Genomic DNA, 21665 nt, shown 5'->3' with positions numbered 1-21665 from the left:
TGAATGCTGTGGTATCGCACTGCGCAAAAATCAGCCCGCTGACTGTAATGGCAAGGCTGGCGCTGCAACGTGCCCTCGACCCTGCTTGGGTCGATGCACTTTTCGAGCGTGAACGTGGCGCCCAATACCAGAGGGAGCTACTGTTCTCGACGACAGTCGAACTGATGTCCGTGGTCGCAGTTGGGCTGCGGCCATCGCTTCACGCTGCAGCGCAGGCTTACCCTGATTTGCCTGTTTCGGTGCAAGCTTTATATGACAAGGTCAAGCATACCGAGCCGAACCTGGTACGGGCTCTGGTCACCGGCAGCGTCGAGCGCCTTGGAGATGTGATCACGCCATTTTTGCAGGGGAATGCACCGCTGGTTCCGGGTTACCGCACCCGAATCGTGGACGGTAACCATTTGCCTGCAAGCGAAAAGCGGTTGAAGCCTTTACGCGCCTTTCGCGGCGCCGCATTGCCTGGCCAGTCCCTTGTGGTGTATGACCCTGATTCGGGCCTGGTCGTCGATATGGAGCCTTGCGAAGATGCACACTCGCAGGAACGCGCCGTGATGCCGCCGCTACTAGAGCGTTCGCATCCGGGCGACCTGTGGATTGCTGATCGCAACTTCAGCACGCGCATGATCCTGTCCGAATGGGATCGCCGTGGGTGTGCCTTCATCGTGCGTGAGCACGGTCGTACGCCCAATCCGGCACCGCTCGACGAGCTGACATATCGAGGGAGAATCGCGACCGGCGCCGTCTTTGAACAGTGCGTTGCCATCCCTGGAGCTACAGGACAGAAGGTAGCATTACGTCGTATTGAACTGCAACTTTACAAGCCCACTGACGATGGCGAAATGATGCTCCGATTACTGACGAATCTACCAAAAGAGCATTTCAGCGCACGTGCCATTGCTCGCCTATACAGCAAGCGCTGGCGGATCGAGACAATGTTCCAGCGGCTCGAATCGGTCTTGCACAGTGAAGTCAAGACTCTCGGACACCCGCGCGCAGCCCTGTTCGCGTTCGGCACCGCGATCCTGGCCTATAACGTGCTGACTGTCTTGCAGCGCGCGGTAAGCACCGCGCATGACTTGGTTGCCAGCGGCATTGAGCTATCGCCGTTTTATGTGGCCGTGGAGGTACGAGCGCACTATGCCGGCATGGTGATGGCTGTGCCAACCAAAGCATGGCGGCGCTACGACGCCATGTGTGCATCAGAGCTGAGCAAATTACTGCTTCAGATTGCCGCTTACGCCAAACCAAAAACGCTGCGCAAACACCCTCGCGGCCCGAAAAAAACAGCGAAAAAAGGCTACGTGGCCGGTGCTGTTGCCAGACGCCACGTATCAACGGCACGGGTATTAAAAGACGGGGCTGTCAATGTACACCTTTAAAGGGGTGGCTCTTAATCCGTTCCCCAGTCAAACGCGCCTTGCGCCGGAGGCGGTGAGGCTGCCTTAGGTTTGGCAGAGGGCACGAGCGGGTTGTCGACGGCATGCCATTCGAACAGTTCCACGTCGAGCATGCAGCTGCGCGCCAGGTGCAGTGCTTGCTCGGGGGGAAGCTCGGGGGCCAGCCAGCGCTGCGCGTCTTCCAGGCCGACGGCCACGGGGCGGCGGTCGTGGATGTCGACCATGCCACCGAGGCTGTCGGCCGTCACCAGCACGAAACCCGCTTCTTCGCGGTTGTGCTTGTAGGGGCCGAACTGGGCCAGCGCCAGCAGGAACAGGGGCGTGCGGTCGCGGCGGTGGATGTGCCACGGCTGCTTCGTGCCTTTTTCTCCCGTCCATTCATACCAGCCGGACACGCAGACGATGCCGCGCCCAGCGCGCAGCAAGGGTTTCCAGTAGGCGCCAGCGAGTTTTTCCAGGCGCGCATTGATGGCGATGGGGATTTTCTTCTTGCCGGGCGCGGGCACGGCCTGTGCGGCCCAGGCAGGACGGTAACCCCAGAACACATCGTCGACCCGGCGCACGCCGTCCTCGATATGCAGCACGGGCCGGTAGGTGCCGGGCGAGACGTTCAGGTGCGGTTCGGCCTCGCTGTCGAACACCGCGTCGGTCCAGCCGAAGGACGACGCCAGCACGCGCGCCGTGTCATTTTGATCGAATCGTCCACACATGGCGAAATCATACCTGATCGCCCGGGCCGGCGCATGCGTGCTTCCTGTGTGTGATCAAACGTACAGACTACCAGCGGCGCGTGGCGCACAGTAGGCACCAGTCAGCTTCCTGACGCTTCTTGCCCCGGAGGAAATATGTCGTTTGAAAATCCCACCATCCACAAAGGTTTTACCATCAGCGCCACGGCTTGCCAGCGCCGCGATGGCCGGTGGGTGGGCTCGTATGTCAGCCAGAACCAGGCGCGCGGCGCGTATGCGGATACCTGCGACTACGACGATTGCAGCAATGAAAAAGAGGCGCAGCAACTGGCGCTGTCCGTCGGCTGGCGCCTGGCCGATGGCATGCAGGCACGTTGAGCTGCGCGCCGCGTCAGCGTTGGCGCCGCAAGGCCAGCAGCAGGCCTGCGCACGGGAACAGCAGGGCCGTGCCCAGACGCACGGAGGTCAGCGAAGCGGCCTGTGCGCCCAGAACATGCGGCAAGGCCAGCAGTAACAGCGGCGGCGGCACGGCGATGGCAAAGAAAAACAGGTACCACGAGTAGCCATTCTTCTTGGCCAGCAAGGCAATCAGCGCGCAGCCGATCAGGAAGACCAGCGGTAGATTCACAAGTTCCATGGTGTTGAGTTTTCATGCGGGAAAGCGCGTCATTATACGCGCCGCCCTCGGTGAGCGGATGGGCGTGCCAGCGTCAGTTGCCGACGCAATCCGGCGGCTGCGGCGCCTGCCTGTTCTCCGCCGGCGCATCGGCCGGCAGCAGCGCCTTGATGGCGCCGTTATAGATAAGTTCCTGCGCGTACGCCGATGCCTCGATCAAGGCCGCATGCGCGGACTTGAAGCTGCTGGGCGTTTCTATCAGTACGGGCTTGGCATACACCTGCTGTGTATCGCCGCGCTTGCTGATCAAAATCATGCCCCGATAGCGGCCATCCTTCTCCAGCGCCCCCGTCACATGAAATTCATAACCTCTGATCTGGTGCTTTTGTTGCTGATCCATGTCTCCCGCCTCCAGACCTGATTGTCCCGGCTTTGGACCATCAATTCGATTGGAATAGCTGAGTGTTTGATCTAAGTCAATACGTTCACTGAAGAGCTTAACGAATGTATCGACGCTTGCTGCAAGCGTAGCCAGCGGAGGGGATGTGCGGCTAAGAAGCGCAACCGTACATGAGTACGGTGAGCATCGCAGGCCGCAAAGCCCCCCCGCGCAGTAGCTTGCGGCAGCCGTCATCACCCCGCGCGAATGGCGCGGATCTGCTGGGCCGTTTCTTCGATCTCCCGATACGCTTCCTGGACATAGCCATTGATCGGGTGCCCGTCCATCCACTCGAAATACGCGCGCTCGTCGTGTTTGATGGCAAAGGGGACATGGTGGTCGCGGATCGACACGGCCGTTTCGCGCACCAGCGCGGCAAAAAGCAGCTCCAGAGTTTCCATGGTGTTCACCTTGCGAGACAGGAATGCAGAGCATTCAATGTAGCACAAAGCGCGCCGCCGGCCACGCCGGCGGCTGTGGCGTGCGCGCACTTTGGTCGGCCCATCGTCAGGCCGGATGGCCGATATGCTCGTATAAAATCACGCAGCCGATGATGATCAGCACCAGGCCGCCCACCAGTTCGGCGCGCCGGCCCGCCACCGTGCCCAGCACGCGGCCCAGCATCACGCCCAGGGTCACCATGACGAAGGTGGAAAAGCCGATGGCGGCGGCCGTGACGACGATGTTGGCGCCCAGCAAGGCCAGGCCCGCGCCCACCACCATGGCGTCGATGCTGGTGGCCAGGCCCGTGACGGCCAGCACCCAGAACGAGTGCGACTGGGCCGGCGCTTCGTCCTCGTCGGCGTCGGACAGGGCATTGCGTATCATCAACAGGCCGATGATGCCCAGCAGGCTGAAGGCGATCCAGTGGTCCCACGCTTCCACGTAGGGCGCGGCCACGCTGCCCAGGGCCCAGCCGATGATGGGCGTGATGGCTTCGATGACGCCAAAGATCAGGCCCGTGCGCAGCGCCTCGCGCCATTGCGGCTTGTGCAGGGCGGCGCCCTTGCCCACGGCGGCCGCGAAGGCATCGGTGGACATGGCAAGGGAGAGGGCGGCGGTGGCGGCGAAATTCATCGTTGGCTTTCTGTAAAACCTGGCTGGATGATAGTTAACTCAAGAACGCCTAAGAAAACCGTAGCGAGCGGAAGGGAGTTGCGGCCGAGAAGCGCAACTGTACGAAGGTACAGTGAGCATCGCAGGCCGTAAATCACGACGCGCAGTAGGTTTTATAGGTGTTCAACGTAAACCCGGCGATTTTACCCCAGGTACAGCACCACCAAGGAGGCCAGCAGGCAATACGCGCCAAAGAAATGCCAGCGCCCCTGTTCCAGCCAGCGCGACAGCCAGCGCAGGGCCAGCAAGCCGGCCAGGAACGAGAGCAGCATGCCCAGCAGGCTGGGACCGAGCAGGTGCAGCAGGCTGTTGCCGTGTTCCAGATGGTCCAGGCTGCCATTTGCCACGGCCTGGTAAAAGCGCCAGCCTTCCTTGGCCAGCACGGCCGGCGTCAGCACCACGGCCAGGGCAAAGCTGAATTCTTCCGCGCGGCGTTGCGGCACGCCCATGGCGATACCTGCCGAAATGGTGGCGCCCGAGCGGGAAAAACCCCGGAAGGGCAGGCACAGGCCTTGCACGGCGCCGATCACCATCGCCTTGCCGATGGACAAGGTGCCATGCTGGCGCGCTTGCAGGCGCGACGACACGATGATCAGCACGCCAGCGGCGGCCAGCGCGGCGGCCATCAGTTTCGCGTTGCCGAACAGGTGCTCGATTTCAAAGCCGGGCGCATCCTTGTTCATGACGTGCGTAATCGCTTTCAGCAAGCCGAAGCCGACGATGCCCGTCAGCGCCGTGGCGGCCGCGAGCAGCAGCACATTGCTGCGCAAGGCGCTGGCCGAACTGAAATACGTGGCGCGCCAGGATGCCCCAAAATACACGATGACGGCGAACATGGTGCCGGTGTGCAGCATCACCAGCAGCATGGTCAGCTCGGGCGACGTGGGGTCCAGGCCCATCCATTTTTCCGCCATGATGACGTGGGCGGAGCTGGACACGGGCAGCAGTTCGGCGAAGCCCTGGACGATGGAAAGAATCAATAATTGCAGAAAACTCATGGGGACGGGACTTGGGCGGGGGAAGATGGGCCGCCGATTTTACCCGCCAGTGGCGGCGGGCACGCCCCGCGCCAGATTACAGTTTGTCCATGTTTCATTGGCTGACCGGCAACTGTGGCTTGAACACGGCGCGGAACGCCTTCAAGGCGGCCGGGTGATAGATGGTGCCATGGGTTTCTTCCGGCATCTTTTCCAGATGCCATTGCAAGCCCGGCGGCGCCTGTTTTTCCAGCACCTGGGACAGGCGCTGCACTTCGACGGCGATGCCCGCTTCGCTGCTGGACGCCAGGTACAGGCTGCGCTTGCCCGGCTTGCCCTTGGCCAGCAGGGTTGCCGCCTGGCGCGGCAGGGCGCCATGGTTCCACCACAAGCTGGGGTCGAACGCCAGGTAATGGTCGAACATCTGCGGTTCCAGCAGATACGTTTCCACCACGAACAGGCCCGCCAGCGATTCGCCAACGATGGCCGTTTCGCCTGTCGTGCGGTAGCGCCGTCTGACTTCCGGCATCAGTTCATCGCGGATGAAGGCCCGGTAGGCTGGCGAGCCGCCCACCACGGGGGCGATCTTGCGGTCATCCGCGCTCTGCGTCGGGCCCGTCAAGTCGCGCCGGCGCTGCGTGTTTTGCATGCCGACCAGCATGAAGGGGCGCATCGTGCCATTCGCTACCGACACTTGCAGCAAGCCCGCCACGTGCAAAAAATCTTCCGCCACTCCGCCGTCCGGCATGTACAGCACGGGCAGCGGCGCATCGGGCGGCGTATCCCAGGCGCGCGCCTGGTAGACATTAATATGGCGCTGTTCCTGCAGCGCCTGCGAATCGATACTGAAACTTTCGCCGATGACCAGCGGGGTGGCCGCGCTGGAAGTAGCCGTAGCGGCGGGCGTGGCATGGGCGAGGTGGAAGGGGCTGGACAGCAGCAGGGCGGCGGTGAGGTGCAGGGCAAGGCAAGAGCGGCGCATGTTTTTCCGTGATAAAGGATAAGTAAGTCGGATCGATGGCAGGTACGTGTATGGACATGCCATCAAACAATTTTATCTTATCCTTGATGCAGTCTTATTTGATCGTCAAGAGTTCCCGTTCAAGCACGACGCCCGCCTTGTCGAGCGTGTAGGTGACCAGCAGGGCGCCATCGTCGGCGCAGGCATGGCAGCTCTTCAGGGGCGTGGAAAACAGCAGGCGCTGGCCGCCGTCGGCGGTGGCCGTGCTGCCAATAAAGTCGGCGGGGGCAAACGGCACGGCGTCCGGGTGGGCGGCGGCAAACGCGCGCCAGGCCACAGTGGCGCGGTCTTCCTCGCGCACGGAACCTTCGTCGACGTCGATGGCCGCGCCATCGCTGCCGATCAGCAAGCTGCCTTCATTCGTGTTGGCGCGAAACGGATAGGTGACGGTGGCCAGGGCCGCCTTGCCCAGCGGGCGCCAGGCGGAGATGAAGCCCGCCTTGTTGGCCTTGACCAGCATCCTGGCGGCGGCGATGGCTTGCGGGCGCGCACCGGAGCGCTCCATGGTACGCAGCAGGCAGACATCGGGCGCAGTTTGGGATTGTTCGCTGCGGCAAGCTGAGAGCGAGCGTTCCTGCCACACGGCGCGCGCGTCGATGGGGCCTGTCGGCTGGGATTGGGCGTGGGCCGCCTGCATGCTGGCCAGAGCGCAGAAGGCGAGTACGGCGCAGCCGGCTACGTGGCGGGAAAAGCGTGTGGGCATGGGGAGTCCTTTGAGTGCGGGAAACAATGTATCGTCACCGATTATAGAAGGAGGGCCGTGTCCGCCTGCGCACCGCAGACCCGTTCAGCGCTTCTTTGCCGCCGCCTGGCGCAGGGCCTTCGCTTCCAGCTTGTTGGGCAGGTGCGGGCGCGTGGCCAGCTCCGCCTTGACGGCGGCGATGGCGGCGCCGAACTGCTGTTCGGCCTGCGCCGGGCTGGCACCCGCATAATCCTGCTGATTGGATTGCGCGGCACGCAGTCGGCGCAGCAGCGCCAGCAATTGCCTGCCGTGCAGGGCAGGCAAGTCTTGCGCCAGCGCTTGCTTGACCACCGCGCCTTCCACATGGTCGGGGTCGAGCAGGCGCAGCAAGGCCAGGCCTGCGGGCTGTGGTACCGGAGTCAATTTGTTCATCCGGCCATTTTAAACGACGCCAGGATTACAGGTAATCCCAGATTTCATCGAAGGTTTCGCGCGCGAAATCGTTGCGCCAGGCTTCCGAATTCGTTTCGCGGCTGACGGCAAACACGGCGCGCCACGTCTGCTTCGGCGAGCTGGTATAGGTGGCGGCGATCTTTTGCAGGTCGGCCTTGCATTGTTCGACCTTGCAGCCGCTCTTCGCCAGTTGCTGGGCAGCCGCCGCCCATGCCACGGGCACCTTGACGACCTGGCATTCGAAGCTGACGGCAGTCGTCTGCATGCCGTTTTCCACGGTGACCGGGTCCGCCTTGGTGGCTTGGCAGGCGGCGCCATTCTTCGCAGCGATGACGTTGGCGGCCAGCAATTCGGCGGCCGGCGTCAAGGCCGCACGCATGGGGGCCGGGAACAGGTCGGCGATCAGCTTGCCCGTTTCCGTTGGAAACTTGGCGTCCGCTTCCTTCAAGCCGCTGTACGACGCGTATTCGGCACTTTGATGCCCAGCCAGGCGCGTGGGGCGCAGGTAGGCGTTGAGTTTGGCGACGCTGGCTTCATCCTGGTTGATGATGGTCTTGATGTACAGATTGGCGACGTCCAGCGGCGCCAGTTCCACGGCGTCGGCGGCAATGGCGGGCTGCGCCAGCGCCACGGCGGCGGCAAAGGCGGCTGCCAGCAGGGCAGCGCGTGATGTTGCTTGTGTTTGGTGCATGTGTTTTCTCCACGATTCAATGTCAGGCGCCAAAAGATGCTTTATAGAAACTATGGCGCCCGCATTATAAATGGTGAAAGTCATAACGTTGCGCACGGAACGTTGCACACCTCACGCGTCGGTCTTGCTCGCCGCTGCCAGCAAGGCCAGCAGCAGCTCCTTGCGCCGTCCGTCCGCCTTGCGCGCCAGGGTGGCCAGTTTTTCCAGTTTGCCCCAGACCGGATACAGCATGTGCTCGATCAGATAGCCTTCCAGCCCTTGCAGTTGCTGGCAGAACAGTTCCAGCTTCTCCACCTCGTCCAGTTCCGCCTGGATTTTCACCTTGGCGTTATCCGTGCAGGCGCGCAGACATGCGGCCAGCACGGGGGCGGATTCGCGCGTCACGCCATGCTTTTCAGCAAAAGCCGCCGTGAACTGGTCCTGCACGCACTGGTGTTCCTCGTCGACGTTGGCCATGTAGTGCTGCACCAGGGGGAAGTAGCGCGCATCGAGCAAACCCAGGCCGAACGTGGCATAGCTGCCGGGCATGCAATTTTTTTCGCCTTCCGTGTCGGCATAGAATTCGAATTGCTCGATGGCGGCGCGCGCATACGCTTCCAGTTGCGGCTGCAGGGCGGGATAGGCGAGGGCGTTGGCGAAGAAACGGTGCGTGTCGGATTTCGCCAGTCCCTTGATGGGCAGATATTCCTTGGTCTTGGCCTTGAGCTTGATCTGGTAGCTTTTCGGAAAACCGTTTTGCAGCAAATGCGTGACGAACGCCAGCGCCTGCGCATACGCGTCTGGCTCTTCCCGGGCAATCGTGATGCTGATCGTGGCAAACACATCGTTGGCGCGGCATTCCAGCAGCGCATTTTTCAGGTGGATGTCGGCATCGGGGAAGGTGCCGCTGCCTTCCTGCAGCATGCGCACGGCCCGTTCGCTGCCCAGTTCGCGCGCGATTTCCAGGAATTTCAAGCCCTTGGATTTGGCGTAGCTGGCGTCGTGGCGCAAGATCATCACGGCGCCATACAGCAGCAGGTCGATCGGCTGCAGTGTCTGTGCATCGGGCGCCGCGCCCGCTTTCAGCGTGTATTCGGTGGCGCGGTAGGCAGACAGCGCGCGGTCATAAAATTGCGGCAGGAAAACGTTCTCCGCCCATTGCGTGATGGCGCGGATGATGTCGGCGCGGTGCTTGGCCAAGGCCTCCGGCTGGCTCTTGTTCAAGGCCTGGATACGTTCGTATTGCGCGATGCTCCAGGCCACGTCGAGTTGCGGGAACAGCTGCGGGTCGAGCAGGTGGCGTGCCAGGAAGAACGTTTCCAGCGGTTTCGTCGGATGCTTGCCATGCGTGAGCTTTTGTCCGATGTACGCGTGTATGTTTTCCAGCAAGGCCTGGCGTTTATCCTCGTTGACGTAGTCCAGCAACGTCAGGTGCAGTTTGCCCTGCGCCGTCTGGAACTTGCCACGGCAGGTGAAGCGGTAGTCGATCATCGGCGTGTCCACCAGCGGCGCCAGGCGGGCCTGTACCACGGCCGTCAGTTGTGGCACGACACCCTCGCGCATTTGCGCATCGTCAAGGCGCTCCGCCGTGCTGGGGCGCGCGTCGTCGTCGAAGCCCAGGTCGAGATCGTCGGCGATCGCGCGCCCTGGCTTGTAGTCGAGCAGCAAGTCATTGAAGATACCCGCTTGCAAGGTCGTGCGCTTGACGGATTGCTCCAGATCCGTGCGCTGCAGGCGCTCATCGAACCAGGCGTGGATGGCCGCCGTCATTTCCTGTGTTACCAGCTCTACCAGAGTACTCATCAGTGTCGTCGTCTTTCCTTGCGCGTGACAGCGCCACCGGCTGCCGTCACGGTCATGTTTAATGTAAGGCGCTATTTTAGGTGGCCGGGCCGGGCTGCAACAAGAGCCGCACGGGCGTCAGGACGGGGCAGTGAGAAAGCGCACGTCGATATCCTCTGATTGCGGCCCCACGGTAATCGTGGTGTGCCAGCCTGACGGCTTGTCGTTGCCATCAAACAAGGCGATGCGCGTGTGGATGAACAGCACGGAATACACGCCCGATTTCATATCGCGGTTCAAGTCCCAGTGCATCAGTTCGATTGCTTCGCCCATGCGCGGCAGATGGGCACCCGTCGGCAGCAGGATGTTCTGGTTGATGAATTCCCGACTCGGGCCCGGTTCCTTGTGGCGCGGATCGATGTAGCGGAACGAAACACTGGTAACGATGTTTGGCATCTGGGGCACCTGCTTAGGTTATGTATGCGGTGACAATAGCACAGGGGGATGACCGATGCGTGTGCGCAAGTAAGTGTGTGTGTACGGTAGCAGACGGTGTTTGACGGGTCACCACGCTAGGCTGGCTTGTTCCTAATCTTTGAGATTGCCGAAAACGCCATGATGCATTTCTTCCTCGCGGAAAATCGCGCCTGTCCATGGCTGCGTCTTCATCATCGACTTGCCACGGCATGCCGCTGCTGCGGCCACCTTCGCCACATGAACAGGGGTGGCGGCGATGCCCTATGACATCCTGCGCGACAGTATCGCCCTCGAACCGGCGGGCGACGCCATCCGCTTTCATCTGACCGTCTTCGGCGTGGAAAAGACTTGCCGTATCAGCGTGACGGCATTGCGCAGCCTGGACCAGGGCCAGGGCGGCGACTGGCTGCTCATCTTTGACACCCACCGCCTGCGCATCGGCCAGCGCGCCTTCGCTTATCTGAGCCGCGATCTGCTGGTCAGTAGCGTGGTCTTGCGGGCGCTCGATTTTTAGCTGTTGCCCCGTGCCAGCCAGTCGCGCGGCGACAGCCTGGTGCTGGCGCGGAATGCGCGGGTGAAAGCCGGCTGGCTGGCATAGCCCACCTCCAGCGCGACATCCTGCACCAGCCAGCCGTGCTGGAGCAGCGCCTGGGCGCGCAGCATACGCTGGCCCGTCAGGTATTCGGCCGGCGGGCAACCGATGACCGCGTGGAACTGGCGCGCGAAGCGGCTGCGCGACATGCTGCACAGGGTCGCCAGCGATGCCACCGTCCAGTGGTGCCCGGGATGGTCGCGCATGGCCGTGATGGCGTTGGCGAGCGCGGCATCGGACGGGTCGAGCAGGCATGCGGCCGACATGAGATGGTTGGCCAGCGCATGGCGCAGCAGCTGGACGATCAGCACGTCGCACAGGCGGTTGAGCACCAGTTTCTGCCCCAGCCCGCCATGCTGCGCCTCGTCGGACAGCAGCTCGAGCAGGCCAGCCATCGCCGGCAGTTGTGCCAGCGGCACCTGCAGGCAGGCCGGCAGACTGTCGATCGCGGCCTCGCTGTCGCCCGCCAGATGCACGCTGGCGCATAACAGCTGCGCCGTGCCGGCGCCCGTATCCAGGCCATGCGTCTGCGGGCGCGGGTAGAGAATCAGCGTGGGCGCATCGACGTGCAGCCGGATGCCGTCTGCGTGGACGAAGGTCACCGGCCCTTTGCGCACCAGGTGCAGATGGCCCCTTCCCGGCTGCGCGGGAAAGTGGTTGTTGCCGCAAAACGTTCCCTGGAAGAAGGTGTCGGCTGAGAATCCAAAGCGCAGCAACAGGGCAGACAAGCGATCCATGGAAATTATAAAAAGACGATAAGATATAAATTGTATCCCATCAGCAACAAATGTTTCCTTTTTTATCGCTATGATGGCGCCTTGATGTTTGTTCATACTGGAGTACGAAAATGGCATTGTCCAACTTGAAGATCGGCACCCGCCTGTATCTGGCCTTCGGCGCCGTCGTCGCCTTGCTGGCGATACTGGTCGCATCAGCGCAAGCGAATTTTTCCCGCTTGAGTGAAGCCAATGGACTGAATATCCATACGTACGAGGTCATGGGCGAGGCCAATGCCTTGCTCGAAAGTCTGATCAACATCGAGACCGGCGAGCGCGGCTTTGCCCTGACCGGCAAGGATGGCTCGCTGGAGCCGCTGGCAAGTGGCCAGCGCGGCTTTGCCGAGCACTTGCAAAAGATCCGCGCCTTGACTGCCGACAACCCTGCCCAGCTGGAGCGGCTGAAGGCATTGGAAGGTGCTCAACAGCAATGGCTGGCGACGGCCATCGATCCCGTGATCGCCTTGCGCCGCGCGGCGGCCGTCGACGGCAGCCTCGACGCCGTGGTGGCGGCGGAGCAGGCCGGCAAGGGCAAGGCAGCCATGGATGCGATGCGTATCTTGCTCGCCGACATAGGCAAGACGGAAAGTATGTTATTAGGGCAACGCAGCCAGGAAGCGGCTGCCTTGCAGTCGCGCACGACGTGGGTCTTGCTGGGCGGCGGGGCCATCGCCGCGCTGCTGGCGTGCATGCTGGCGATCTTGCTGACACGTAACATCACGCGCCCGCTGGTCGAGGCGGTGGCGGTGGCCCAGCGCGTGGCGCAGGGCGACCTGAGCAGCGATATCGTCGTGCGTTCGCACGATGAAACGGGCCAGCTGATGGCCGCCCTGCGCGACATGAACACGGCGCTGGTTGGCATCGTGGGCGAAGTGCGCGGCGGTACCGATACCATTGCCACTGCTTCAGCGCAGATCGCCGTCGGGACCATGGACTTGTCATCGCGCACGGAACAGCAGGCCAGTTCGCTGGAAGAAACGGCATCGTCGATGGAAGAGCTGACTGCGGCCGTCAAGCAGAATGCAGACAATGCGCTGGCGGCGCGCTCGCTGGCGTCGGCGGCGTCTGCCGTGGCCGTCAAGGGCGGCGCGGTGGTATCCGAGGTGGTGCAGACCATGGGTTCGATCAATGATTCCTCGCGCAAGATTGCCGACATCATCGGCGTGATCGACGGCATCGCCTTCCAGACGAATATCCTGGCCCTGAATGCCGCCGTGGAGGCTGCCCGCGCGGGCGAACAGGGACGCGGTTTTGCCGTGGTGGCCACGGAAGTGCGCAACCTGGCCCAGCGTTCGGCCAGCGCCGCCAAGGAAATCAAGGGCTTGATCGATGATTCGGTGGAGAAGGTGGGCGCGGGCAGCAAGCTGGTCGATCAGGCCGGTACCACCATGCGGGACGTGGTTGATAGCGTTCAGCGTCTGAGTGCCATCATCGGCGAGATCACGGATGCGAGCGAAGAGCAGCGCCTCGGCATCGAGCAGGTGAATGAAGCCATCAGCCAGATGGACCAGGTGACGCAGCAAAATGCGGCCCTGGTCGAAGAGGCGGCGGCAGCGGCCAATGCCATGCAGGATCAGGCGGCGCAGCTGTCGCACGCGGTGCAAGTGTTTCGCCTGAAGGACGCGCCACCGGCCACGCAGACCGGCGCGGCACGGCTTGCCGGGCATCGGCCCCTGGCCTTGAGCATGCGCGGCTAGGCACCCGTAGCGTGGCGCCGCAGGCGGCGGCGCATGACATTTCCGCACAGATCGTCAAGTAAATGCAGGTATGGCTGGACGGAAATGTTACATCTGGGTATTCTGCGCATCTGATACTTATTTCTATACAGAAAAAAGTAAGAGGGCGGTTCGTGCTGGCGGCAATGCGGCTCGCACGGTCAGGCAAGGTCAGGCATGCAAAGGTGAAGTCGCCCGCTTGCTGAGCGAAACGATCGTGTTTCGGCTCGCGACGGGCAGGGAAACAGTGCTGTCATCTTTAAAATAGTAGGAGAGGTTGCTCATGGATGCAGAAAAGGATGTTGTGTACGGTACAGAAGATTTGTTGATGAGTTTGTGCAACTCGGTGGTTCGGGTGCTCAACGTTGCAACGCAAAGCAGAGTCAATTACTCAGGCATGGTACAGCGCATCACGAAGACCGGCCTGAAGCCGGACATCGGTTGCTTCGTGATGTTCGATGGTGGTTTCACGGGCCTGGTGGTGCTCAATTTTGCCGCCGATACGGCGATGGAAATCTACGAGCGCTACATGTTGCACATGGGTATGCCGAAGTCGGAACTGGCCAATTTCTACACATCGGATGAAGTGTCGAACATCATGGGCGAGCTGATGAACCAGATCGTGGGCGACTTCACGGGCAAGGTGCGCCGCGAATTGCAAACGAATATCACCCAGAGCCAGCCGAAGATGCTGGTGCTGAACAAGCAGGTGATGCTCAGTGTAGACACGCCGCTGGACCGCCCGGAAATGCGTCGCGTCACCTTCTACACGGAAAAGAACAACATTTTCTATCTGGAATTGGCGATCGACCGTACCGAGTTCATCAAGCTGCACGATTTCGATTCGCGCGAAGTCGATGCCGACTCGCTGATGGATACGGAATACGCGAACCGCGAACGCGGCGCTGCCCCGGCGCCTGCAGTGGAACCGGAAGACGACGACAACGCCGACCTGCTCAAGTCGCTGGGCATGTAAGCAGCGGTGTCTGAACGTGGCCGGCGGCAGGTTTGCCGCCGGCCACTGCCGTTTACAGCCGACAAGGCTTTGCTCCGGGCTCGTCCCTGCAAGATCACTTTCCCTGTTGTTGTGGCAACGTCAATGTTTCCATGCGGCGCCTGCCGATCATGCCGCTCTGCTGGCTGTCATCGAGCGACCAGTACTCAAGCGCATACACATAACTGCCATCGATGATGGTCAGCGTTTCCTTCTGGCGGCCGTTGGGCGCCTTGTAATACAGGCGCCGCGCGGGCTTGCCATCCACGGTCTGCTTGAATGACTGCGGCGAAATCGCGACGCGACTGCCTGTCTTGCCCGCCATCGACATCGCCGTGATCGTTACGTAGGCCCTGTCCGGGCAGCGCGCCAGCAAGTGCGCGCCGCTCAGTACGGTAGGGTGCGCCCGATCCAGCGGAAAGCCATAGGCTTGCACGCCGACGATATCCATGCATTCCATCTGCTGCGCCAGGGCCGTCAGCGCGGCCGGGACGAGCGCGCTGGTGTAGTGTTTTTCGGCGGCCTGCGCCTGTCCCAGTGCCCAGCGGCGCTCCAGTTCGGTCAGCGAAATGTCGCTCGGCACGGGCAGCGGCGCCGGAGCGTCCGGGTCGGCGGCGCTGGACGTTTCCGCTTGCATGCGCGAGGCAACAGAGTGGTTGCTCCCCGCTGTGCCATCGAGGGCGTGGGCGAATGCTGCGGCGCTGGCGAGGGCCATGGCCAGCGATAAGGCCGCGTGTTTCAGCATGAAATCTCCTGCAATTTGCTACAAGTGACAGGCATTGTGTCCCAGATTGCTTGCGCATGCGCGCACCTTGCTACCGTGCAGCCATTGCCGACGCAATCTCGATCGAACTCAGTTTCCAGCCCCACACGCCATGGCGCAGCAGGACCAGTGCACCTTCCTGCGCATTGCCATCTTTGGCGCGCACGACGAAGGTGTTCACGCCGGCATAGCCTGCCGAATAGTCGGCCTTCTTCCGTGCGCCATCGGCCGGCGCATCTGTCGTGTCGCTTGCTTGCGGGCTGAGGGCGCTCTTGTTGACCAGCGCCACCACGCCTGCGGGCGAGACCATGGTGTCGACCATCTTGCCCAGCATGGCGCTGGCGATCGACTGACCCAGGGCGGCCAGCGGGTTGCCGCTGCCGGCTGTCGCCTCGATGCTGCGCGCCATGCTGGCCTCCAGCTGCGTCTTGACGCTGGCGCGCAGGGCGGGGAAGTCCACGTGTTCGGCCAGCGCGTCGGCATTGCGCTCGGCCAGGGCAGCCTTGATCTGGTGCAAGGCGTAATACGGCGAAGCATAGGCGGTGGCGGCGATGGCGATGGCGGCCACGGCGGCGGCGATGGTGATTTTTCTCAAGGGATGCCTGCGAGGTAAAGAGTGGAAAACGGATGCCACGCAGGGTATCCGCAAAATGGAACTGCGGCAATGGTATTTTCTTGCCATCATCTGCCGCCTGTATTTCTCCGCATTTGCTCAGAGTGCGCTCGCCGGGCGACTATAGAGTGATCAGGGTGGGTGCTGTATAATGAGAGAAAAGTACTTAACTAGCTGTTTTAACTGAATAAAGACCCAATATCACATGCTATCTACAGCAAATATTACGATGCAGTTTGGCGCCAAGCCATTGTTTGAGAATATCTCCGTCAAGTTCGGCGACGGCAACCGCTATGGCTTGATCGGCGCCAACGGCTGCGGCAAGTCGACGTTCATGAAGATCCTGGGCGGCGACCTGGACCCATCGGGCGGCAACGTCATGCTCGACACCAACGAGCGCCTGGGCAAGCTGCGCCAGGATCAGTTCGCGTTTGAAGACATGCGCGTGCTCGACGTGGTCATGATGGGCCACACGGAAATGTGGGCCGCCATCCAGCAACGCGACGCGATCTACGCGAACCCGGAAGCGACCGACGACGACTACATGCAGGCGGCCGATCTGGAAGGCAAAGTGTCCGAATACGACGGCTACACGGCCGAATCGCGCGCGGGCGAACTGCTGCTGGGCGCAGGTGTCGCCATCGAGCTGCATCAAGGCCCGATGAGCAATGTCTCGCCAGGCTGGAAGCTGCGCGTGCTGCTGGCGCAGGCGCTGTTCTCGAATCCGGACATCCTGCTGCTCGACGAGCCGACGAATAACCTGGACATCAACACGATTCGCTGGCTGGAAGACGTGCTCAACGAGCGCAATTCCACCATGATCATCATTTCCCATGATCGCCACTTCCTGAACCAGGTCTGCACCCACGTGGCCGACATGGACTACGGCACCCTGAAGATTTACCCGGGCAACTACGACGAATACATGTTCGCCTCGACCCAGGCGCGCAACCAGCAACTGGCCAACAATGCGAAAGCGAAAGACAAGGTTGCCGAGCTGCAGGAATTCGTGCGCCGCTTTGCCGCCAACAAGTCGAAGGCGCGCCAGGCGACGTCGCGTGCCAAGCAGATCGAAAAAATCAAGGTCGACGACATCAAGCCATCGTCGCGCGCCTATCCGTTCGTGCGTTTCGACGGCGAAAAGAAATTGCACCGCCTGGCCGTGGAAGTCGAGAATATCTCGAAAGGCTTTGACCGCCAGCTGTTCAAGAATTTCAGCATCATGGTCGAAGCGGGCGAGCGCATCGCCATCATCGGCGCCAACGGCGCCGGCAAGACCACCATGCTGCGTTGCATCGCGGGCGACATCGCCGGCCTGCAGCCGGACCAGGGCCGCGTGAAGTGGGCGGAAAACGCCAACGTCGGCTACATGCCGCAAGATCCGACGGAAGATTTCGCCAAGGACACGAACCTGACCGACTGGATCGGCCAGTGGACGAAAGAGGGCGACGATGACCAGGCCGTGCGCTCCATCCTGGGCCGCCTGCTGTTCGGCGGCGACGATGTGAAAAAGGCCGTCAAGGTACTGTCCGGTGGTGAAAAGGGCCGCATGATGTACGGCAAGCTGATGCTGGGCCGCCACAACGTGCTGATGCTCGATGAGCCGACCAACCACATGGACATGGAATCGATCGAATCGCTGAACATCGCGCTGGAAAAATACGCCGGCACCCTGATCTTCGTCTCGCATGACCGCGAATTCGTGTCCTCGCTGGCCAACCGCATCATCGAGATCAAGGAAGACGGCATTGTCGATTACAACGGCAATTATGAAGATTACTTGAAGAGCCAGGGTATCGATTAATTTATAGGCTAACGTTGCGTCGGATTACGCGCTGTGCGCTAATCCGACCTACGTCAGGGTGAGTTGCCCCGGTAGGTCGCGTAGGTCGGATTAGCGGGGCCGCCGAGGCGCAGCGTAATCCGACACTGCAAGCCAGCGTTGCCAGCCACCAGCCCCACACCGACGCGCCGCGGTCCTTTCGTTCCGGCGCACCAGCTTCATTGCGTTCGTGCCGGTCTATCCCGTTTTCGTTTGACACAGCCATGCAAACTTTAGCCATCAAATCCGTCGAGTATGAACATCCACAAGACGGCGCCAGCTGCACTGCCCACGCCTGGGCACGCACGCCAGCGACGCCTTCCCCGGCTGAAAAAGCCGAACTGATCACGCGCATCAAGCGCTTGCTGATCGAGCGCGAAGCCGTGCTCGTTGCCCACTATTACGTTGATGCTGACCTGCAAGACCTGGCCGAAGCCACGGGCGGCTGCGTCTCCGACTCGCTGGAGATGGCCCGTTTCGGGCGCGACCATCCGGCCAAGACCCTGGTCGTGGCCGGCGTGCGCTTCATGGGCGAAACGGCGAAGATTCTCAGTCCCGAGAAAACCGTATTAATGCCCGATCTCGACGCGACCTGTTCGCTCGACCTCGGTTGCCCGGTCGATGAATTCACGGCCTTCTGCGATGCCCATCCGGGCCGCACGGTCGTCGTCTACGCCAACACCAGCGCGGCCGTCAAAGCGCGCGCGGACTGGATGGTGACGTCGTCGATCGGCCTCGACATCGTTGCTCACCTGCATGCGCAGGGCAAGAAAATCCTATGGGCACCGGACAAGCATCTGGGCGGGTATATTCAAAAGGAAACGGGCGCCGACATGCTGCTGTGGCAGGGTAGTTGCCTCGTGCATGACGAATTCAAGGGCATCGAACTCGATTTGCTCAAGGAAGAGTATCCGCAAGCCAAGGTGCTCGTGCATCCGGAGTCACCCGCGAACGTGGTGGCGCTGGCCGACATGGTCGGTTCCACGTCGCAAATGATTGCGGCAGCGCAAACCATGGACACGGACACGTTTATTGTCGCCACCGACAACGGCATCCTGCACAAGATGCGCGCGGCTGCACCGGGCAAGCGCTTCATCGAAGCGCCCACGGCCGGCAACAGCGCCACCTGCAAGAGCTGCGCGCACTGCCCGTGGATGGCCATGAACGGCTTGCTGAACCTGGCGCAAACGCTGGAAAACATGCACAACGAAATCCACGTCGATCCTGCCGTCGGCCAGTTGGCCGTGCGTTCGATCAATCGCATGCTCGACTTCGCCGCCGCCAAGAAGGCGGGCCTCAAGCCGGGCGCGGACCTGGCAAAAGAAACCACATTGTTCCAAGGAATCGGTCCAGCATGAGTACCCTCGTAAATTCTTTCGCTCCCTTTGACCCCGCCCTGGCGCGCGCGTTCGAAGGCAATTTGCTGGCCGCCTTGCTGGAAGACGTGGGCCAGTGCGACCTGACGGGCGAACTGGTGCCGCCCGACCACATCGTCACGGCGCGCGTCATCGTGCGCGAAGCGGCCGTGCTGTGCGGCGCGCCGTGGTTCGAAGGCATCATGAAGAGCCTGGACCGCAGCATCGATATCGTTTGGCATTACGCCGAAGGCGACATGATGACGGCCGACAGCGTCGTCTGCACGATACAGGCGCCGGCGCGCGCCTTGCTCACGGCCGAGCGCAGCGCCCTCAATTTCCTGCAACTGCTATCGGCGGTGGCCACGGCCACGCGCCGGTATGTCGATGTGGTGGCGGGCACCAAGGCGTCCATTTTAGATACGCGCAAGACCTTGCCGGGCCTGCGCCTGGCGCAAAAGTATGCGGTACGGGTCGGTGGCGGCAAGAACCAGCGCCTGGCCCTGTACGACGGTATCTTGATCAAGGAAAACCATATCGCGGCTGCGGGTGGCGTCAGCCAGGCCCTGGAAAACGCGCGCAACCTCGATGCGGGCGTGCCCGTGCAGATCGAGGTGGAAACCCTGGCGCAATTGCGCGAAGCGCTCGATGCGGGCGCCGTCTCGGTGCTGCTGGATAACTTCAGCAACGACATGCTGCGCGATGCCGTGGCCCTCACCAATGGCCGCGCCTTGCTCGAGGCGTCGGGTGGCATCCATGCCGACACCGTGCGGGCGATTGCCGAAACGGGCGTGGACCGCATCTCGATCGGCAGCTTGACCAAGGATGTGCGGGCCACCGATTACTCCTTGCGCATCGTCGGCTGATGCGAAAAACCGGGCCGCGCCTGCTGGCCCTGGCGCTGCTGTGGCCCGTGCTGCTTGTGCCATCGCAGGCGCCAGCCCGGGAACTGCTGGCCGTGGGCGCACCGTTCGAGCGCGTGTTCGAGTACCAGGAGAGCGGCGAATATGGCGGACTGGGCGCCGAACTGCTGCGCCTGATGGCGGCGCGCACGGGTAACACCGTGCGTTTTCGCATGGTGCCGTGGGCGCGCGCGCAAGCCATGCTGGTGCAGGGCCAGGCCGATATCCTGATCGGCCCGTACAAGACGCCCGAGCGCATCGCCAGCATGGGGTTTTCCGACAAGCCGTTTTACCAGGACCAGATGGTCTTTTATACGCGCCAGGACGCCAGCTTCGGCTGGGATGGCGACTACGCGGTGCTGAAGAACCGCAGGGTGGTGCTGCTCAACGGCTGGGCGTATGGCGCGGAATGGGAGCGCGTGCGGCCCGGCTTGCAGGTCAGCGTGGCTAACAATGTGGAAAATGGCTTGAAGATGCTGGTGCACAATCACGTCGATGTGTTCGTCAGCAACCGCCGCAATACCGACCCCGTGATCGCCCGCCTTGGCTATGGACGCCAAGTGAAACCTTTGCCCAAGGTCATCGAAGTACAGAATGGCTATTTCGCCTTTCCCCGCTCACCGACTTTCGACAAGCTGCGCCTGCAGTTCGATCAGGAATTGAATAACCTGATCGATACGGGCGAGTTGAAACGGCTGGGCAAGCGCTACGACGTCGGCGTGCCCTGAGCGCATGCCGCCAGACCAGGCGGCATGCTGGCTTTGCCTGCATTACAGCTGGCGCGCCTCAAACGTGTTGCACTGGGACATCTGGCCGCTCGCTATGCCCTTGCTGAACCAGCGCACGCGCTGTTCCGAAGTGCCGTGCGTAAATGAGTCGGGCACGACATGGCCTTGCGACTGGCGCTGCAGCGCATCGTCGCCGATGGCCGTGGCCGCTTTCAGTGCCGCTTCCACATCGCCTTGTTCCAGGATCTTGCGGTCGGCGTTGGCGTGGAATGCCCATACGCCGGCAAAGCAGTCGGCTTGCAATTCCAGGCGCACGGACATGGCGTTGGCCTGGCGCTCCGATTGCGTGCGGCGCGCCTTGTCGACCTTTTCGGACAAGCCCAGCAGGTTTTGCACGTGGTGGCCCACTTCATGCGCGATCACATACGCTTGCGCAAATTCGCCCGAGACATTGAAGCGCTGCTGCATCAGATTGAAGAAATCGAGGTCCAGGTAGACTTTCTGGTCGCCGGGGCAATAGAAGGGGCCGCTGGCGCTCTGGCCCGTGCCGCAGGCTGTGGGGATGCTGCCCGAAAACAGCGCCAGCTTGGGTTGCACATAGGTGCCCCCTTCGGCCTTGAACAGGGCGCCCCACGTGTCTTCCGTATCGGCCAGCACGGTTTTCACGAAGCGGGCCATGTCGTCCGATTCGGGCGGCTGGCGTGCTGGCGACTGGCTTTGCTGGGTGCTGACCTGGCCGCCACCGCCGCTGAGCAGATTCAGCAAGGTCAGGGGATTGACGCCCAGCACATACGAGCCGACGAGGGCGATGACGATGGTGCCGATGCCGATCGAGCGCCCGCCAAAGCCGAAACCGCCGCCACCGCTTCCACCACTGCCTCCTTCGCCACGGTGGTCTTCCACATTGTCGCTTTCGCGATTGCCTTCCCATTTCATGATCTTTACTCCTGCTGCGATTGTGCGATTGATTGTGACGCCTCAACATGCTGCTTGAGGCGAATCTTGTTATTATCGCAGTAAACCGCGCCGCGACAGGAGCGACAGTGTTACGCTTTGCAACTTTCCAACCACATCACAACAGGTGCA

At 61.9% G+C, this 21665-nt stretch carries 25 protein-coding genes; 9 read left to right on the top strand and 16 right to left on the bottom strand.

The window, feature by feature from the left end; genetic code table 11:
- The first annotated feature begins 47 nt into the window (after positions 1–47).
- Positions 48–1379, top strand: coding sequence for an IS4 family transposase (locus C8C92_RS15860; protein WP_099764462.1), 1332 nt, complete (start codon positions 48–50; stop codon positions 1377–1379).
- 11 nt (positions 1380–1390) lie between these two features.
- Here C8C92_RS15860 and C8C92_RS15855 read toward each other — a convergent pair whose 3' ends face one another.
- Positions 1391–2107, bottom strand: a complete 717-nt coding sequence (locus C8C92_RS15855; RefSeq protein WP_116744534.1) for an SOS response-associated peptidase family protein — start codon at positions 2105–2107, stop codon at positions 1391–1393.
- Positions 2108–2242: 135 nt separating this feature from the next.
- Here C8C92_RS15855 and C8C92_RS15850 point away from each other — a divergent pair, with 135 nt between their 5' ends.
- Positions 2243–2464, top strand: a complete 222-nt coding sequence (locus C8C92_RS15850) for a hypothetical protein (protein ID WP_096235591.1) — start codon at positions 2243–2245, stop codon at positions 2462–2464.
- 13 nt (positions 2465–2477) lie between these two features.
- Here C8C92_RS15850 and C8C92_RS15845 read toward each other — a convergent pair whose 3' ends face one another.
- The 11 genes from C8C92_RS15845 to C8C92_RS15795 form a co-directional block, all read right to left on the bottom strand.
- Entirely contained in the window at positions 2478–2723 is a 246-nt protein-coding gene (locus C8C92_RS15845; protein WP_099763652.1) for a hypothetical protein, read from the bottom strand.
- 73 nt (positions 2724–2796) lie between these two features.
- Entirely contained in the window at positions 2797–3102 is a 306-nt protein-coding gene (locus tag C8C92_RS15840) for a hypothetical protein (protein WP_099763653.1), read from the bottom strand.
- A 233-nt stretch (positions 3103–3335) separates the two neighbouring features.
- Positions 3336–3542: a hypothetical protein gene (locus C8C92_RS15835; RefSeq protein ID WP_096235588.1), complete on the bottom strand. Its 207-nt coding sequence runs from the start codon at positions 3540–3542 to the stop codon at positions 3336–3338.
- Between the two features lie 106 nt (positions 3543–3648).
- Entirely contained in the window at positions 3649–4218 is a 570-nt protein-coding gene (gene mntP, locus C8C92_RS15830; protein WP_099763654.1) for a manganese efflux pump MntP, read from the bottom strand.
- A gap of 182 nt (positions 4219–4400) precedes the next feature.
- Entirely contained in the window at positions 4401–5255 is an 855-nt protein-coding gene (locus C8C92_RS15825) for an undecaprenyl-diphosphate phosphatase (RefSeq protein WP_116744533.1), read from the bottom strand.
- A 94-nt stretch (positions 5256–5349) separates the two neighbouring features.
- Positions 5350–6216: an alpha/beta hydrolase-fold protein gene (locus C8C92_RS15820; protein WP_116744532.1), complete on the bottom strand. Its 867-nt coding sequence runs from the start codon at positions 6214–6216 to the stop codon at positions 5350–5352.
- A 94-nt stretch (positions 6217–6310) separates the two neighbouring features.
- On the bottom strand, positions 6311–6958 hold the full coding sequence (locus C8C92_RS15815; protein WP_116744531.1) for a hypothetical protein: 648 nt from the start codon (positions 6956–6958) through the stop codon (positions 6311–6313).
- Between the two features lie 84 nt (positions 6959–7042).
- Positions 7043–7369 (bottom strand): hypothetical protein, encoded by a 327-nt coding sequence (locus C8C92_RS15810; protein ID WP_116744530.1) that lies wholly within the window; start codon positions 7367–7369, stop codon positions 7043–7045.
- Positions 7370–7394: 25 nt separating this feature from the next.
- Positions 7395–8081: a hypothetical protein gene (locus C8C92_RS15805; RefSeq protein WP_116744529.1), complete on the bottom strand. Its 687-nt coding sequence runs from the start codon at positions 8079–8081 to the stop codon at positions 7395–7397.
- Positions 8082–8192: 111 nt separating this feature from the next.
- On the bottom strand, positions 8193–9863 hold the full coding sequence (locus C8C92_RS15800; protein WP_099763660.1) for a DUF6138 family protein: 1671 nt from the start codon (positions 9861–9863) through the stop codon (positions 8193–8195).
- Positions 9864–9980: 117 nt separating this feature from the next.
- Entirely contained in the window at positions 9981–10298 is a 318-nt protein-coding gene (locus tag C8C92_RS15795) for a hypothetical protein (RefSeq protein WP_099763661.1), read from the bottom strand.
- Positions 10299–10575: 277 nt separating this feature from the next.
- Between C8C92_RS15795 and C8C92_RS15790 the strand changes: the two genes are divergently transcribed.
- Positions 10576–10833, top strand: coding sequence for a DUF1488 family protein (locus C8C92_RS15790; protein ID WP_133250769.1), 258 nt, complete (start codon positions 10576–10578; stop codon positions 10831–10833).
- Here C8C92_RS15790 and C8C92_RS15785 read toward each other — a convergent pair.
- The gene (locus C8C92_RS15785; RefSeq protein ID WP_165829457.1) at positions 10830–11648 is read right to left on the bottom strand and encodes an AraC family transcriptional regulator; all 819 of its coding nucleotides are present in this window, start codon (positions 11646–11648) and stop codon (positions 10830–10832) included. The genes C8C92_RS15790 and C8C92_RS15785 overlap by 4 nt on opposite strands.
- A gap of 110 nt (positions 11649–11758) precedes the next feature.
- Between C8C92_RS15785 and C8C92_RS15780 the strand changes: the two genes are divergently transcribed.
- Positions 11759–13384, top strand: a complete 1626-nt coding sequence (locus C8C92_RS15780) for a methyl-accepting chemotaxis protein (protein WP_116744527.1) — start codon at positions 11759–11761, stop codon at positions 13382–13384.
- Between the two features lie 301 nt (positions 13385–13685).
- Positions 13686–14378, top strand: coding sequence for a DUF3334 family protein (locus C8C92_RS15775; RefSeq protein WP_099763664.1), 693 nt, complete (start codon positions 13686–13688; stop codon positions 14376–14378).
- 94 nt (positions 14379–14472) lie between these two features.
- Here C8C92_RS15775 and C8C92_RS15770 read toward each other — a convergent pair whose 3' ends face one another.
- Together C8C92_RS15770 and C8C92_RS15765 are read right to left on the bottom strand one after the other, a co-directional pair.
- Positions 14473–15141 (bottom strand): hypothetical protein, encoded by a 669-nt coding sequence (locus C8C92_RS15770; RefSeq protein WP_116744526.1) that lies wholly within the window; start codon positions 15139–15141, stop codon positions 14473–14475.
- 70 nt (positions 15142–15211) lie between these two features.
- On the bottom strand, positions 15212–15754 hold the full coding sequence (locus tag C8C92_RS15765) for a DUF2939 domain-containing protein (protein ID WP_165829456.1): 543 nt from the start codon (positions 15752–15754) through the stop codon (positions 15212–15214).
- A 223-nt stretch (positions 15755–15977) separates the two neighbouring features.
- Between C8C92_RS15765 and C8C92_RS15760 the strand changes: the two genes are divergently transcribed.
- The 4 genes from C8C92_RS15760 (at position 15978) to C8C92_RS15745 (ending at position 20579) form a co-directional block, all read left to right on the top strand.
- Positions 15978–17576: an ABC-F family ATPase gene (locus C8C92_RS15760; protein WP_099763667.1), complete on the top strand. Its 1599-nt coding sequence runs from the start codon at positions 15978–15980 to the stop codon at positions 17574–17576.
- Between the two features lie 242 nt (positions 17577–17818).
- Positions 17819–18952 (top strand): quinolinate synthase NadA, encoded by a 1134-nt coding sequence (gene nadA / locus C8C92_RS15755; RefSeq protein ID WP_116744524.1) that lies wholly within the window; start codon positions 17819–17821, stop codon positions 18950–18952.
- Positions 18949–19815 carry a carboxylating nicotinate-nucleotide diphosphorylase gene (gene nadC / locus C8C92_RS15750; RefSeq protein WP_099763669.1) on the top strand — a complete coding sequence of 289 codons (867 nt, stop codon included), beginning with the start codon at positions 18949–18951 and terminating at the stop codon, positions 19813–19815. The genes nadA and nadC overlap by 4 nt, the downstream gene beginning before the upstream one ends.
- Positions 19815–20579: a transporter substrate-binding domain-containing protein gene (locus C8C92_RS15745; protein ID WP_116744523.1), complete on the top strand. Its 765-nt coding sequence runs from the start codon at positions 19815–19817 to the stop codon at positions 20577–20579. Before nadC ends, C8C92_RS15745 begins: the two co-directional genes overlap by 1 nt.
- 42 nt (positions 20580–20621) lie before the next feature.
- Here the strand turns inward: C8C92_RS15745 and C8C92_RS15740 are convergent, their stop codons facing one another.
- Complete coding sequence (locus C8C92_RS15740) at positions 20622–21515, bottom strand: neutral zinc metallopeptidase (protein WP_116744522.1); 894 nt, start codon at positions 21513–21515, stop codon at positions 20622–20624.
- Between the last annotated feature and the right edge of the window lie 150 nt (positions 21516–21665).

Origin of the sequence: Janthinobacterium sp. 78 (assembly GCF_003096775.1) — a bacterium.
Classification (GTDB): domain Bacteria; phylum Pseudomonadota; class Gammaproteobacteria; order Burkholderiales; family Burkholderiaceae_D; genus Janthinobacterium; species Janthinobacterium tructae.
This window is presented reverse-complemented; position numbering and strand designations above follow the sequence as displayed.

What these genes read in the sequence shown, in the direction of transcription:
- C8C92_RS15860 (WP_099764462.1), top strand. Translation starts at nt 48, where the DNA reads ATGGCAAGGCTGGCGCTGCAACGTGCCCTCGACCCTGCTTGGGTCGAT.
- C8C92_RS15855 (WP_116744534.1), bottom strand. Translation starts at nt 2,107, where the DNA reads ATGTGTGGACGATTCGATCAAAATGACACGGCGCGCGTGCTGGCGTCG.
- C8C92_RS15850 (WP_096235591.1), top strand. Translation starts at nt 2,243, where the DNA reads ATGTCGTTTGAAAATCCCACCATCCACAAAGGTTTTACCATCAGCGCC.
- C8C92_RS15845 (WP_099763652.1), bottom strand. Translation starts at nt 2,723, where the DNA reads ATGGAACTTGTGAATCTACCGCTGGTCTTCCTGATCGGCTGCGCGCTG.
- C8C92_RS15840 (WP_099763653.1), bottom strand. Translation starts at nt 3,102, where the DNA reads ATGGATCAGCAACAAAAGCACCAGATCAGAGGTTATGAATTTCATGTG.
- C8C92_RS15835 (WP_096235588.1), bottom strand. Translation starts at nt 3,542, where the DNA reads ATGGAAACTCTGGAGCTGCTTTTTGCCGCGCTGGTGCGCGAAACGGCC.
- mntP (WP_099763654.1), bottom strand. Translation starts at nt 4,218, where the DNA reads ATGAATTTCGCCGCCACCGCCGCCCTCTCCCTTGCCATGTCCACCGAT.
- C8C92_RS15825 (WP_116744533.1), bottom strand. Translation starts at nt 5,255, where the DNA reads ATGAGTTTTCTGCAATTATTGATTCTTTCCATCGTCCAGGGCTTCGCC.
- C8C92_RS15820 (WP_116744532.1), bottom strand. Translation starts at nt 6,216, where the DNA reads ATGCGCCGCTCTTGCCTTGCCCTGCACCTCACCGCCGCCCTGCTGCTG.
- C8C92_RS15815 (WP_116744531.1), bottom strand. Translation starts at nt 6,958, where the DNA reads ATGCCCACACGCTTTTCCCGCCACGTAGCCGGCTGCGCCGTACTCGCC.
- C8C92_RS15810 (WP_116744530.1), bottom strand. Translation starts at nt 7,369, where the DNA reads ATGAACAAATTGACTCCGGTACCACAGCCCGCAGGCCTGGCCTTGCTG.
- C8C92_RS15805 (WP_116744529.1), bottom strand. Translation starts at nt 8,081, where the DNA reads ATGCACCAAACACAAGCAACATCACGCGCTGCCCTGCTGGCAGCCGCC.
- C8C92_RS15800 (WP_099763660.1), bottom strand. Translation starts at nt 9,863, where the DNA reads ATGAGTACTCTGGTAGAGCTGGTAACACAGGAAATGACGGCGGCCATC.
- C8C92_RS15795 (WP_099763661.1), bottom strand. Translation starts at nt 10,298, where the DNA reads ATGCCAAACATCGTTACCAGTGTTTCGTTCCGCTACATCGATCCGCGC.
- C8C92_RS15790 (WP_133250769.1), top strand. Translation starts at nt 10,576, where the DNA reads ATGCCCTATGACATCCTGCGCGACAGTATCGCCCTCGAACCGGCGGGC.
- C8C92_RS15785 (WP_165829457.1), bottom strand. Translation starts at nt 11,648, where the DNA reads ATGGATCGCTTGTCTGCCCTGTTGCTGCGCTTTGGATTCTCAGCCGAC.
- C8C92_RS15780 (WP_116744527.1), top strand. Translation starts at nt 11,759, where the DNA reads ATGGCATTGTCCAACTTGAAGATCGGCACCCGCCTGTATCTGGCCTTC.
- C8C92_RS15775 (WP_099763664.1), top strand. Translation starts at nt 13,686, where the DNA reads ATGGATGCAGAAAAGGATGTTGTGTACGGTACAGAAGATTTGTTGATG.
- C8C92_RS15770 (WP_116744526.1), bottom strand. Translation starts at nt 15,141, where the DNA reads ATGCTGAAACACGCGGCCTTATCGCTGGCCATGGCCCTCGCCAGCGCC.
- C8C92_RS15760 (WP_099763667.1), top strand. Translation starts at nt 15,978, where the DNA reads ATGCTATCTACAGCAAATATTACGATGCAGTTTGGCGCCAAGCCATTG.
- nadA (WP_116744524.1), top strand. Translation starts at nt 17,819, where the DNA reads ATGCAAACTTTAGCCATCAAATCCGTCGAGTATGAACATCCACAAGAC.
- nadC (WP_099763669.1), top strand. Translation starts at nt 18,949, where the DNA reads ATGAGTACCCTCGTAAATTCTTTCGCTCCCTTTGACCCCGCCCTGGCG.
- C8C92_RS15745 (WP_116744523.1), top strand. Translation starts at nt 19,815, where the DNA reads ATGCGAAAAACCGGGCCGCGCCTGCTGGCCCTGGCGCTGCTGTGGCCC.
- C8C92_RS15740 (WP_116744522.1), bottom strand. Translation starts at nt 21,515, where the DNA reads ATGAAATGGGAAGGCAATCGCGAAAGCGACAATGTGGAAGACCACCGT.